This window comes from Gordonia amarae NBRC 15530 (genome assembly GCF_000241345.1).
Lineage (GTDB): Bacteria > Actinomycetota > Actinomycetes > Mycobacteriales > Mycobacteriaceae > Gordonia > Gordonia amarae.
The window spans coordinates 46,495-58,262 of record NZ_BAED01000072.1; the positions used below are offsets into that span (position 1 = coordinate 46,495).

Annotated in this window: 12 protein-coding genes; 7 read left to right on the forward strand and 5 right to left on the reverse strand. The window is 66.9% G+C overall.

The genetic code is table 11. The features are described from left to right. Positions 1 to 127: 127 nt before the first annotated feature. The 3 genes from GOAMR_RS21775 to GOAMR_RS21785 all read left to right on the forward strand — a co-directional run bounded on the left by GOAMR_RS21775 (position 128) and on the right by GOAMR_RS21785 (position 2,914). Positions 128 to 1,633, forward strand: a complete 1,506-nt coding sequence (locus tag GOAMR_RS21775) for an aldehyde dehydrogenase family protein (RefSeq protein ID WP_005193162.1) — start codon at positions 128 to 130, stop codon at positions 1,631 to 1,633. A gap of 201 nt (positions 1,634 to 1,834) precedes the next feature. Continuing rightward, the gene (locus GOAMR_RS21780) at positions 1,835 to 2,431 is read left to right on the forward strand and encodes a TetR/AcrR family transcriptional regulator (RefSeq protein ID WP_005193165.1); all 597 of its coding nucleotides are present in this window, start codon (positions 1,835 to 1,837) and stop codon (positions 2,429 to 2,431) included. An 84-nt stretch (positions 2,432 to 2,515) separates the two neighbouring features. Beyond that, complete coding sequence (locus tag GOAMR_RS21785) at positions 2,516 to 2,914, forward strand: DUF7832 domain-containing protein (RefSeq protein ID WP_040516063.1); 399 nt, start codon at positions 2,516 to 2,518, stop codon at positions 2,912 to 2,914. A 254-nt stretch (positions 2,915 to 3,168) separates the two neighbouring features. Here GOAMR_RS21785 and GOAMR_RS21790 read toward each other — a convergent pair whose 3' ends face one another. The 4 genes from GOAMR_RS21790 to GOAMR_RS21805 all read right to left on the reverse strand — a co-directional run bounded on the left by GOAMR_RS21790 (position 3,169) and on the right by GOAMR_RS21805 (position 6,865). Continuing rightward, complete coding sequence (locus tag GOAMR_RS21790) at positions 3,169 to 4,344, reverse strand: NAD(P)H-dependent flavin oxidoreductase (protein WP_005193170.1); 1,176 nt, start codon at positions 4,342 to 4,344, stop codon at positions 3,169 to 3,171. After that, positions 4,341 to 5,105, reverse strand: a complete 765-nt coding sequence (locus tag GOAMR_RS21795; protein ID WP_005193172.1) for a CoA-transferase subunit beta — start codon at positions 5,103 to 5,105, stop codon at positions 4,341 to 4,343. Before GOAMR_RS21795 ends, GOAMR_RS21790 begins: the two co-directional genes overlap by 4 nt. After that, on the reverse strand, positions 5,102 to 6,001 hold the full coding sequence (locus tag GOAMR_RS21800; RefSeq protein ID WP_005193175.1) for a CoA transferase subunit A: 900 nt from the start codon (positions 5,999 to 6,001) through the stop codon (positions 5,102 to 5,104). Before GOAMR_RS21800 ends, GOAMR_RS21795 begins: the two co-directional genes overlap by 4 nt. 102 nt (positions 6,002 to 6,103) lie before the next feature. Then, positions 6,104 to 6,865, reverse strand: a complete 762-nt coding sequence (locus GOAMR_RS21805) for an enoyl-CoA hydratase family protein (RefSeq protein ID WP_005193177.1) — start codon at positions 6,863 to 6,865, stop codon at positions 6,104 to 6,106. A gap of 54 nt (positions 6,866 to 6,919) precedes the next feature. Between GOAMR_RS21805 and GOAMR_RS21810 the strand changes: the two genes are divergently transcribed. The 3 genes from GOAMR_RS21810 to GOAMR_RS21820 all read left to right on the forward strand — a co-directional run bounded on the left by GOAMR_RS21810 (position 6,920) and on the right by GOAMR_RS21820 (position 9,204). Continuing rightward, positions 6,920 to 7,792 (forward strand): SDR family oxidoreductase, encoded by an 873-nt coding sequence (locus GOAMR_RS21810; protein WP_005193181.1) that lies wholly within the window; start codon positions 6,920 to 6,922, stop codon positions 7,790 to 7,792. Positions 7,793 to 7,925: 133 nt separating this feature from the next. Beyond that, positions 7,926 to 8,822: an SDR family oxidoreductase gene (locus GOAMR_RS21815; protein WP_005193183.1), complete on the forward strand. Its 897-nt coding sequence runs from the start codon at positions 7,926 to 7,928 to the stop codon at positions 8,820 to 8,822. 10 nt (positions 8,823 to 8,832) lie between these two features. Further along, positions 8,833 to 9,204 (forward strand): DUF8021 domain-containing protein, encoded by a 372-nt coding sequence (locus GOAMR_RS21820; RefSeq protein ID WP_005193185.1) that lies wholly within the window; start codon positions 8,833 to 8,835, stop codon positions 9,202 to 9,204. Positions 9,205 to 9,208: 4 nt separating this feature from the next. Here GOAMR_RS21820 and GOAMR_RS21825 read toward each other — a convergent pair whose 3' ends face one another. Then, entirely contained in the window at positions 9,209 to 9,862 is a 654-nt protein-coding gene (locus GOAMR_RS21825; RefSeq protein WP_005193188.1) for a GNAT family N-acetyltransferase, read from the reverse strand. Positions 9,863 to 9,996: 134 nt separating this feature from the next. Between GOAMR_RS21825 and fadD8 the strand changes: the two genes are divergently transcribed. Beyond that, entirely contained in the window at positions 9,997 to 11,667 is a 1,671-nt protein-coding gene (fadD8, locus tag GOAMR_RS21830; protein ID WP_083837061.1) for a fatty-acid--CoA ligase FadD8, read from the forward strand. Positions 11,668 to 11,768: the final 101 nt, after the last annotated feature.

Sequence of the window (11,768 nt, forward strand, 5' to 3'; positions counted from 1 at the left end):
CGCGCGGACGGGTGCCAACCGCCCTTCGCCAAATCCTGTGAAGTACCGCATACTGATACCAGAAACATATATGTTTTGGTGTTTACGCTGGTAGCAGGAACGCCGACACACAATCCTGGGAGGACGCATGACCAAGCCCGCTGAGATCACCACGACAGACACCCACGTGTCGTCGGATCAGCACACGATGACCGAGTTGCTGGAGATCCAGCGGGCGGCCTTCCTGCGCGACGGCATCCCCGACGCCAAGACCCGGATCGACCGTATCGCCCGGCTCGCCGCGCTGCTGCTCGATCATTCCGACGAGATCGCGGAGGCGCTCACCGCCGACTTCGGGTCCCGTCCCCGGGAGTTGTCGCTGGCCGCCGACGTCGCGGGCTGCATGATCGACCTGGCCCACCAGCGGCGCAGCGTCACCAAGTGGATGAAGGAGACCAAGACCTCCCGCGCGATGGGCGTCGCCGGTTTCAAGCAGTCCATCCGGCACGACCCCCTCGGCGTCGTCGGCATCATGGGTCCGTGGAACTTCCCGCTGCAGCTCACGATCGTGCCCGCGGGCTCGGCGTTCGCCGCCGGTAACCGGGTGTTGATGCGCCCGTCGTCGATCACCGCCAAGACCACCGACGTCATCGCCAAGTACGCGCCCGACTACTTCTCCATCGAGGAGTTCGCCGTCATCACCTCGCGGCACGGGTCCGGCTCGGACTTCGCCAAGCTCAAGGTCGACCACATGTTCTTCACCGGCTCGCCCGAGGTCGGTGCGTCGGTGGCGGCCGAGGCCGGCAAGAATCTGGTGCCGGTCACCCTCGAACTCGGCGGCAAGAACCCGGTTGTCGTCGATTCCGACGAAGACATCGCCAAGGCCGCCAAGTTCGTGGCCAACGCCCGCATGGTCAACGGCGGCCAGGTCTGCCTGTGCCCCGACTACGTGTTCGTGCCCGAGGCCAAGGTCGACGAGTTCGTGGACGGGGTGATCGCGCGGTGGACCGAGATCTTCCCGTCCATCGTCGACAACCCGCAGTACACCGCCACGATCAACGAGAAGAACTACAACCGCATCGTCGGCCTGATCGACGACGCGGTGTCGCTCGGCGCCACCAAGCGCGAGGTGGTGCCTGCCGGTGAGCAACTGCCGGATGCGGGCACACGCAAGATCGCGCCGACCGTCCTCACCGGCGTCAAGGCCGGCATGAAGATCGAGGAGGACGAGGTCTTCGGCCCGGTCCTCACGGTGTACCCGTACCGCAGTCTCTCGGAGGCGATCGGGCACATCTCCGCCAACCCGCACCCGCTCAACATGTACTGGTGCGGCGACCGCAACGAGCGTTTCGAGCGCCTCGCCGACGGCACCCGCAGCGGCGCGATCAACGGCAACGACTTCGCGCTGCACCTGTTCGGCCCCGAACTCCCGTTCGGCGGCGTGGGCCGCAGCGGCATGGGCGGCTACCACGGCAAGACCGGCTTCGACACCTTCAGCCACCGCCGCGCGGTCGCGTTCTCGTCGATGCCGGTGAGCATCGCCGAAATGATGTCCCCGCCGTTCGTCAAGCGCGACACCAAGATGGCCGACGGCCAGATCGCCATGTGGCGCAAGCTCAACACCCGCGCCCTGAAAAAGGCCCGCAAGAAGTAGCCCCGTCGGTTGAGGTGCCCCCTTCTGCCGGTTGAGGTGCCAGGCTCTGCCGGTTGAGGTGCGAGGAGCGTTAGCGACGAGCCTCGAAACCTGGTGAGCGGACAATGTCACCTCACCAGGTTTCGAGGCTCGCAAGCTCGCACCTCAACCGGCGGTGGTGAGTTCACAACAACCCGACCAAGCGCTTGCTAGGGTAGACCAATGGCAGCACGCACTTCGACCAGCTCGGCCCGCCGCGACGAACTCCTGTCGACGGCGGGCCGTCTGTTCGCCGAGAACGGGTTGCGGTCCACCACGGTACGCGACATCGCCGACGCGGCGGGCATCCTGTCGGGCAGCCTCTATCACCACTTCGACTCCAAGGAGTCGATGGTCGATGAGATCCTGCGCGGCTTCCTTGACCGGCTGTTCGGCAGCTACCGCGAGATCGCCGCTGCCGACCTGTCGGCCCGCGAGACCATCCGCCGTTTCGTGGTCGCCTCGTTCGAGGCCATCGACATCGACCATCACGCGGTGGCGATCTACCAGGACGAGGCCCCGCGCCTGGCCTCCCAGGAACGCTTCGCCTATATCGCCGAACTCAACACCGAGTTCCGCGGCCTGTGGCTCTCGACGCTGCGCCATGGCGTCGACGACGGCGAGTTCCGCGCAGATCTCGACCTCGAGCTGGTGTACCGCTTCATGCGCGACACCGTCTGGGTGGCCGTGCGCTGGTACCGCCCCGGCGGCACGTTGGGCGTCGAAGATATTGCGCAGGAATATCTTTCGATCGTCCTGGATGGCATCGTCCCGCGCTGACGGTTCGCGGCGGTGTCATGCGTTCGACGCACTTGACCACCATTTCCTGGTCACGGTGACTGCCGTTACATTACCGTGACCCGCATGACCTACGACGACGCCGAGTGGCATCTGGACACGGTCGGCGAACTGGGCCTGGACGACTCGGCGGCCGATGTCCACATCGGCGTCTATCTGGCGTGGGCGGCCACGCGCGGCCTGCTCAGCAAACCGTACGCATCCGCATCGAGCCAGGTACGCAGCCGCGCCGGCACCCCCGCGCAACTCGCCCACGACATGTTCGTCGACCAGATCGACCCGGGAATGCTGTCCCCGGTCGGTCGCCGATTCACCGAATCGGCATATTCGAGCTACCTCGCCACCGTCGACACCGCCGCCCAGGTCGCCGGCCTGAAGGTGTGCTACGAGCTCCCCGACACCTGGTCCACGTACGACAACCTCGTCCCCCTCATCGACTCCCTCTACGAAAACTGGGTCGACTGATCGCCCACCATCACCATCGAGATGCCCCGGCCCGGCTCTGCCGGTTGAGGTGCCCCGGCTCTGCCGGTTGAGGTGCCCCGGCTCTGCCGGTTGAGGTGCCCCGGCTCTGCCGGTTGAGGTGCGAGGAGCGTGAGCGACGAGCCTCGAAACCCCGCAAGATGACACTGTCGTCTCACCAGGTTTCGAGGCTCATCGCCTAGCGGCTCCTCACACCTCAACCAGCGGAGGAAAGAAGCGACTGACGTAGTGGTGGTTCAGCTCAACGCTTTACGACGCTCATGCGCCTGCGTCATCACCGACTGGATCAGCTCATCACAACTCGGCAGATCATCGATCATACCGACCACCTGACCCGACGCCAGCACCCCGGCCCGGGTGTCACCCTCGACCAGCCCGGCACGCAGCAGCATCGGGGTGTTGCCGGCCATGATGATCTGCTGCCAGGTGCGTTCACCCGACTTCTTCATCGCGAGCCCGTCACGCAGCAGGGTGGTCCACTTCATCCCGGTGAGCTGCTTGAACTCGTTGGCGTTCCGTGCCGCGGCCGTCAAAGCCTTGACGGGACTGCCACTTTCAAGGGCATCGACCAGCGGGGTGCGCAGCACGCGGTGCGGCATGCCGTCGACCTTCACCGATACGACGGTGTCGTTGAGCGAGCGCTTCAGGTACTCCTGCTTCACCGAATCCGGAACCGCGCTGTCGGAGGTGAGCAGGAAGCGGGTGCCCATCGCGATCCCGTCGGCGCCGTACGCCAGCGCGGCGACCAGCCCGCGGCCGTCGAAGAACCCGCCCGAGGCGACCACCGGCATATCCGAACCCGCCTGCGCGAGAGCGTCGATCACCGACGGCAGCAGCAGGGTGGTGGCAACGGGACCGGTGTGTCCACCGCCCTCACCGCCCTGCACGATCACCGCATCCGCACCCCACGACGCCACCTTCAACGCGTGCTTGGCGGCACCGATCGACGGGATCACCACCACACCATGATCTTTGAGCTTGGCGATCAGCTCCTTCTTCGGCGCCAGCGCGAACGAGGCGACCTTCACGCCCTCCCGGATCACCAGGTCGATCCGGTCGGCGGCATCGGTGGCGTCGGCACGCATGTTCACGCCGAACGGCTTGTCAGTCAGCGACTTGGTCTTCTTGATCGCCGCTTCCAGTTCGCCGAAAGTCATTGTCGCCGAAGCGAGAATGCCGAGTCCACCGGCGTTCGAGGTAGCTGAGGTGAGAGACGGCCCCGACACCCAGCCCATCCCGGTCTGCACGATCGGATACTCGATACCCACCAGCTCGGTGAACTTGGTGGGAAGTGCGGCGGCACGTGATGTTCCTGCCCCGGTGACATTTCCCGTCGCTTCGCTCGCGGTGACATTTCCCGTCGCTTCGCTCGCGGTGACATTTCCCGTCGCTTCGCTCGCCCCGGCACTCATCGGACCTCCCGATTGCGAACACCCTTGGGGTCCAGGACCTCCCGGATGATCGACAGTTCCTCGGCCGTGGGCTGCCGGGTCACCCCGGCCGATTCGAGCCCGGCCACCTCGAACGAGGTGTTCTCCGCGACCTCGGCAGCCTCCACACCCGGATGCAGCGACAGCGCCCGCATCGTGTGATCGGGTCCGCCGAAATCGAACACACCCAGGTTGGTGATGACGCGATGAATGTTGTGGTCGTCGAACGCCGGGTTCTCGGGATCGACCTTGTCGTAACCGATTCCGGACACGATGTCGACGGAGTCGGTGAACACACGCGTCGAATGGCGGCCCACCCAGTAGCTCGTCGGATGGTTGATGGTGTTGCCGGGAGCCCCGCGCACCCCGAACATCTGCCGCGTCGGCTGCTGCAGCGGCCCGAACGCCGACAGGTTCTGGTTGCCGTACCGGTCGATCTGGTTGGCGCCCATCACCACATGCCGGCGGCCCGATGCGACCACGTCGAACACCTTGCGGAACGGCATCCAGCCCTCGATGGGACCGGAGCGGCCGATGGCCGGGGTGTCGGCCAGGATCAGTGCCTCACCGTCGGTGATGAGCAGATCGGGTTCGGAAGTCAGCCGGGCCAGCCGGGCCCCGAGCAACGCCATCGGCGCCATCGGGGAGGCCATGATCTCGCCGGCGCCCGAGAAGATCTCGGCGCACGCGACGACGCAGATCTCCGCGCGCGTCACCTCGGTGGTGGATTCTGTGGTGGTCACTTGCTCTCCTCCTGCTCGGCCTGCCACGCGGCCACCTCACGCTGATAGGTTTCTTCATCGACGCGCAGGAAACGCTGCGAGAACGCCTCCCAGGTCGCGGGATCCTTGGCCGATTCGACATAGAACCGCTGGAATGCCTCGTCGCGGCCGTACTCGCCGGCGAAGGTGAAATGCGCGCCGTTGGGGGCGTGTACCACCTTGTCGACGTTCATCCGGTTCAGCAGAAGCCGCTGATGCGGAACGGATTTCACCAGTACCTCGGTGGACACCAGCTGATCGGTCTCCAGGTAGCGACGATCGGCGGCGGCACAGAACAGATCATCCATGTACGGATCGACGCCGGTGTAGGCGGCATTGCCTCGATTGTCGGCGATATCGAGATGCACGAACGCGGCGTCGAGACGCAGAGCCGGCATCGCGACCAGCGTCTGGGTGCGGCCGTCCGCGTCGGGGTACGGGGAGGTGACCGTCTTGAGCTCACCCTCCCAGAAGTTCAGCACATCCGAACCGAGTCCGGCCCGGATCGGCAGGAACGGCAGCCGCGAGGCGGCGGCCTCCAGGCCGCACTTGACCATGCCCTCGTCCATTTCGCGCGCCTCGATGGCACCGGTGGTGCGGGCGTGGGCGAACCACGGATCGTAGAACGGCGCCGAGTCCAGCGACACGAACCCGTAGTACGCGCGCCGCACCTTGCCTGCGGCGCACAGCAATCCGAGGTCGGCGCCGCCGTAGGTCACCACGGTCAGATCCTTGACGTCCGAGCGGGCCAGGGCCCGCACCAGCGCCATCGGCTTGCGCCGCGACCCCCACCCGCCGATGCCGATGGTCATCCCGTCGCGCAGCTCGCCGATCACTTCGTCGAGCGTGCTGGTCTTGTCTGTTGGTACTGCTGCCATCAGTTCTCAGTCGCTTTCTTTGTCATTGAGGTCCACCTGCTTGATCCCTGAGGCCGATGCGAGGGACGAGCGAGGGTCACGAAGGGTCCGGCGACCCGAGCATCACGAATCACCCACAGCCTTTCCCGTGGCCACGAACGCATCCCGGTGCTCGTCGGACACCCCGGCCAGGTTCAGTTCGAACGTGTACCCCTGCTCCAGCCGGTAGCTGGTCTTCACGTCGACGGGATCGATGTGGTTGATCGCGGCCTTGGCAGCCCGGATCACCCGGGTGTCCTTCTTGGCGATCATCTCCGCGACTTCGGTTGCGGCGGAGAGGAGTTCGTCGGCGGGCACCACCCGGTACACCGACCCGAAGTGCAGCAGCTGCTGGGCGGAGACGGTCTGCGCCGTGTAATAGAGGGTGCGCATCATGTGCTGCGGCACCAGCCGCGCCAGATGTGTCGCGGCGCCGAGCGCACCGCGATCGACCTCGGGCAGCCCGAAGTAGGCGTCGTCGGAGGCGACGATGACGTCGGCGTTACCGACCAGCCCCACGCCACCGCCGACGCAGAAGCCGTTGACGGCCGCGATGACGGGAACGGGGCAGTCGTAGACGGCGGAGAAGGCGGCCGCGCACCCGTGGTTGGCGCCGATGAGGGCGCCGAATCCGGTGGTGGTCTGCATTTCCTTGATGTCGACGCCCGCGTTGAAGCCGCGTCCCTCCGAACGCAGGATCACCACATGCGTCGACGGGTCCTCGCCGGCTGCGGTGATGACATACGCGAGGTCGAACCAGGCGGCCGACGGCAGCGCGTTGACCGGCGGATAGTCGACGGTCACGATCGCGATGCCGCTGTCTGTGCGTGCGGTGGTGATGGGCATCAGGGCTCCTTATCCAACCAAGCAAGTGCTTGGTTGTTTGGTAGGGTATCACCCATGACCGCAGCACCACAGGTCGCCGGTACGCCCGAACCGGCCGAGACCGGACCGCCGGAACCGGGCGACACATCGAGCGCAGTCGCCGGGGAAGGTGCTGCGTCCGCACGCTTCGACCTGGGGCTGGCGGGCAAGGTTGTCCTGATCACCGGCGGCGCACGAGGCGTCGGAGCCGGAATCGCGACGGTGCTCGACAGCCTCGGCGCCACCCCGGTCATCTGCGCCCGCAGACCGCCACAGGGCGACGACCACCCCGACTTCTTCCCGTGCGACGTCCGGGACGAGGATGCGGTGGCCGAACTGGTCGGCGCCATCGTCGACAAGTACGGCAGGCTCGACGGCCTGGTGAACAATGCCGGCGGCTCACCGTTCGCACTGGCCGCCGACGCGTCGGCGACCTTCACCAACAAGATCATCGCGCTCAACCTGGTTGCGCCGCTGATCGTTTCCCGGGCCGCGCATGCGGTGATGGTCGACCAGCCCGACGGCGGTGCGATCGTCAACATCTCCAGCGTGAGCGGTCACCGTCCCTCGCCGGGTACCGCGGCCTACGGCGCGGCCAAGGCCGGCGTCGACAGCGCCGCCACCGCGCTCGCTGTCGAATGGGCACCTAGGGTCCGCATCAATTCCATTGTTGCCGGGGCGATTCAGACCGAACTGTCGCACCTGCACTACGGCGACCAGGCCGGTATCGACGCCGTCGCCGCCACCATCCCGATGGGCCGCCTCGCCCTGCCGTCCGACATCGGCAACGCCGTCGCGTTCCTGCTGTCCCCGTTGTCGTCGTTCATCACCGGCAGCACCCTCACCATCCACGGCGGCGGCGAACGCCCCGCCTTCCTGGCCGCCGCCAACGCCGGCAACCAGGTCTGACCGACAGGGAACCTCGTGATCCCTGAGGCCGAAGCGACGAAGGAGCGAGGGTCACGAAGGGTCCGGTGACCTTTCGCCACCTGACGCCACCACATCCACACCATCACCACCACCCGCCAACCAAGGAGAACCATTGTCCAGCAAGCTGAATGAGGGCCGCGTAGCCATTGTCACCGGAGCGGGTCAGGGCCTGGGCCGCGCCCACGCGCACGCCTTCGCCGCCGACGGCGCCGCCGTCGTCGTCAACGACTACGACGCAGACTCGGCCAACACCGTAGCCCAGGAGATCCGCGATGCGGGCGGCCAGGCCGTCGCCAGCGTCGGTGATGTGGCCGACTGGGCGTACGGCGAGTCGCTGGTCGCGACCGCGATCAGCGAGTTCGGCCGCCTCGACACGCTGGTCAACAACGCCGGTTTTGTCCGCGACCGGATGCTGGTGTCGCTGTCGGAAGACGAGTGGGATTCGGTGGTGCGCGTGCACCTCAAGGGCCACTTCGTCACCCTGCGCCACGCCGCCGCCTACTGGCGCGCCGAGTCGAAGGCGGGCCGCACCCCGGCCGCCCGCATCATCAACACGTCCTCGGGCGCCGGTCTGTACGGCTCGGTCGGCCAGGGCAACTACTCGGCCGCCAAGGCGGCCATCGCCGAGCTGACCATCCAGGCCGCCGCCGAACTGGGCGGCTACGGCATCACCGCCAACGCGATCGCCCCGTCGGCCCGCACCCAGATGACCGTCGGCGCCGGTGGCGCGATGGCCGAGCAGATGGCCGCGCCCACCGATGGTTCGTTCGACGCGATGAACCCGGCCAACGTGTCACCGCTGGTGGTGTGGCTGGGTTCGGCGCAGTCGGCGTCGGTCACCGGCCGCGTGTTCGAGGTCGAGGGCGGCAAGATCTCGGTGTCCGACGGCTGGCAGCGCAGCGTCGAGGCCGACAAGGGTGCCCGCTGGGACGTCGCCGAACTCGGCCCGGTCGTCGAGGAATTGCTGGCCAAGGCGCCGGTGCCGATGCCCGTCTACGGCGCCCGGTAGAACGGGACGTATGACTATCGACGAATCCCGTCAGATCGCCATCGCCAAGGCCTATGTCGACGCCCTGGTCAGTCACGATCCGTCGGAGGTGTCGCTGCACCCGGACTGCACCCGACTCGAGTTCGGGGTGCGCACCGGGCGCAACGGCGCGCACATCGCCCGCAGCCTGGCCCGTGGACCGCAGTTCCGCACCATCCACGCGGTCAGCGGTTTCGAGGCGACCGTCGATCACCACACCGTGACGACGCGGTACCTGGTGCATGTGCAGCCCAGGTTCCTCGGGCTGGCGGCCGAGGTGCGCGAATCGTTCCTGATAGACGAGGACGGCCGAATCCGCACGATCGTCGCGAAATTCGGCCGTCCCCGGAAGGCTTCTCGGTAAGCCCTTACGAACTGGGCGCGCGCACCACCATCGGCACGCCCGGGAACAGCGAGGCCATCTCCGAACGCGACTTACGCAGTGCGGCAACGCCGTAGCCCTGCTTGCGCTTGTCGGGGTGGATCCAGATCCGCACATCCACCTCACCGTCGGCGAGTTCGCCGAAGATCAAGCCCACCTTGGTGCCCTGCTCCTCGGCGACCAGCCACACCGCGTCCTCGTCGTCGACGCGCTGCGCGCCCTTGGCGATCTCGTCGTCGAGGGGGCCCGCGGGCTCGCCCGAGCCGTCACCCGCTACCTGGAGTTCCTCGGTGCGCACGGCGAAGATGTCGGCGTCGTCGGCGCAGAAGGTGCGCAGTTCGAGGGTGTCGCCGCTGCTGGCGGGACGTTCGGCGAGGGTGAAGGTGAGAGCGGAGTTGAGGTCGTCGAGTTCGGCCTGGTTCTTGCGGCGTTCGGCCTTGGTGAGCTGATTCAGGCGCATGCCGAGCACGGCCTCGGCACCGAGGGCGGATTTGCCGAGCAGGTCGGCGATCGCGGACACCGCGGCCTCGTGGTCGTCGGCATCGACGATGGCGTCGAGCACTTCGTGGCGCCGTTCGAGCGCGGTGAGCAGCGCGTCGGTGATGTCGCGACGGGTCGTCTTCTGGTCCAGATCTGTCATGCGCGCAATCCTAAGCTCTTACCGGGCAGTAGGGGAGGTGTCCGAACGAGGGACAGGGCGCCGCCGGAGCCGTTACCGGAGAAAACAGGAACACGTTCTGGGCAAAAACTGGAACACGTTCTAGTCTGGAGGTCATGAACTCCCCGGTCGCGAACATCGCAGCACCCGCTGCCTCTGACATACCCGCAGCCCCTGAAGTCCAAGCAGCGACACCGCTGCACGACGGCGTCCACCTCGGGCACCTCATGGCCTCCGCGCTCGCCAGGCACGCGGACCGCACGGTGCTGCGCCTCGGGTCGACGTCCCTCACCGGCAGGCAGATGGCCGACGAGATCAGCCGATACGTCCAGGCCTTCCAATCCGTCGGCGCCGCATCGGGTTCGGCGGTCGGGCTGCTCGCGCTGAATCGTCCCGAGGTGCTGCTGGTGATCGGCGCCGGCCAGACGCAGGGCTGGCGGCGCACCGCACTGCACCCACTGGGTTCGGTCGACGACCACGCCTACGTCCTCGGCGACGCCGGGGTCACCACGCTGATCATCGACCCGAACCCCAAATTCGTTGAGCGCGCAGTCGAACTCGTCAAACGCGTCGACTCCCTCACCCAGGTGCTCACCCTCGGCCCGGTGCCCGACGCGCTCGCCGACGTGGGCCGCGACATCATCGCAGAGGCAGCCTCCTTCGACGCGCGGCCGCTGGAGGTGGCGGCTCTCGCCCCCGACCACATCGTGTCCATCACCTACACCGGCGGCACCACCGGAAAACCCAAGGGCGTCATCGGAACCGCCCGCGCGATGGCCACCATGACGCAGATCCAGCTCGCCGAATGGGAATGGCCGCAGCATCCGAAGTTCCTGATGTGCACCCCGCTCTCGCACGCCGGTGCGGCGTTCTTCGTGCCGACGCTGCTCAAAGGCGGTGAGCTGATCGTGCTTCCGGGTTTCGATCCGGCGCAGGTGCTGCGCACCATCGAGGAGGAGAAGATCTCCGCCACGATGCTGGTGCCGTCGATGCTGTACGCGCTGATGGATCATCCCGATTCCCGCACCCGCGACCTGTCGTCGCTGGAAACGGTGTATTACGGGGCGTCGCCGATCAATCCGGTCCGCCTCGCCGAGGCCGTGGAACGGTTCGGCCCGATCTTCGCCCAGTACTACGGCCAGTCCGAGGCGCCGATGGTGATCAGCTACCTGGGCAAGGACGACCATCCCGGGCCGGGGGAGGACACCCGCAGGCTGTCAAGTTGTGGACGGCCGTCCGCCTTCCTGCGCACCGCACTACTCGGACCCGACGACAAGCCGGTGCCAAAGGGCGAGCCGGGCGAGATCTGCGTCGCGGGACCGCTTGTCGCCGACGGCTATTGGGGTCTTCCTGAGCAGACCGCCGACACCTTCCGCGACGGCTGGCTGCGCACCGGCGACGTTGCCCGTGAAGACGCCGACGGTTTCTGGTACATCGTCGACCGGACCAAGGACATGATCGTCACCGGTGGTTTCAATGTCTTTCCGCGCGAGGTCGAAGATGTTGTCGCCGAACATCCTTCGGTCGCCCAGGTGGGGGTCGTCGGCACCCCCGACGACAAATGGGGCGAAGCGGTCACCGCCGTGGTGGTGCTGCGCGCCGGAGCCGAACCCGACCACGACCGCATCACCACCGAGATCCAGCAGTCGGTCAAGGACCGCAAGGGTTCGGTGCAGTCGCCCAAGCAGGTGATCTTCGTCGAGTCCCTGCCGCTCACCGCGCTCGGTAAGCCCGACAAGAAGGCCTTGCGCGCCCGGTTCTGGACCGGCGACCGCAGCGTCGGCTGACCCTCCGCCCTCGGCGCGCTCGGCAGGTCGTGGCAATCCCGCGAACCCGACGACCAACGCCCGACAAGAAGGCCCTGCGCCCGGTTCTGGACCGGCGACCG

Bases quoted from the DNA above. Each gene is read 5' to 3' on its own strand.
- GOAMR_RS21775 (WP_005193162.1), top strand. From the start codon at position 128: ATGACCAAGCCCGCTGAGATCACCACGACAGACACCCACGTGTCGTCG.
- GOAMR_RS21805 (WP_005193177.1), bottom strand. From the start codon at position 6,865: ATGCCCATCACCACCGCACGCACAGACAGCGGCATCGCGATCGTGACC.
- GOAMR_RS21800 (WP_005193175.1), bottom strand. From the start codon at position 6,001: ATGGCAGCAGTACCAACAGACAAGACCAGCACGCTCGACGAAGTGATC.
- GOAMR_RS21820 (WP_005193185.1), top strand. From the start codon at position 8,833: ATGACTATCGACGAATCCCGTCAGATCGCCATCGCCAAGGCCTATGTC.
- fadD8 (WP_083837061.1), top strand. From the start codon at position 9,997: ATGAACTCCCCGGTCGCGAACATCGCAGCACCCGCTGCCTCTGACATA.
- GOAMR_RS21825 (WP_005193188.1), bottom strand. From the start codon at position 9,862: ATGACAGATCTGGACCAGAAGACGACCCGTCGCGACATCACCGACGCG.
- GOAMR_RS21790 (WP_005193170.1), bottom strand. From the start codon at position 4,344: ATGAGTGCCGGGGCGAGCGAAGCGACGGGAAATGTCACCGCGAGCGAA.
- GOAMR_RS21780 (WP_005193165.1), top strand. From the start codon at position 1,835: ATGGCAGCACGCACTTCGACCAGCTCGGCCCGCCGCGACGAACTCCTG.
- GOAMR_RS21785 (WP_040516063.1), top strand. From the start codon at position 2,516: ATGACCTACGACGACGCCGAGTGGCATCTGGACACGGTCGGCGAACTG.
- GOAMR_RS21810 (WP_005193181.1), top strand. From the start codon at position 6,920: ATGACCGCAGCACCACAGGTCGCCGGTACGCCCGAACCGGCCGAGACC.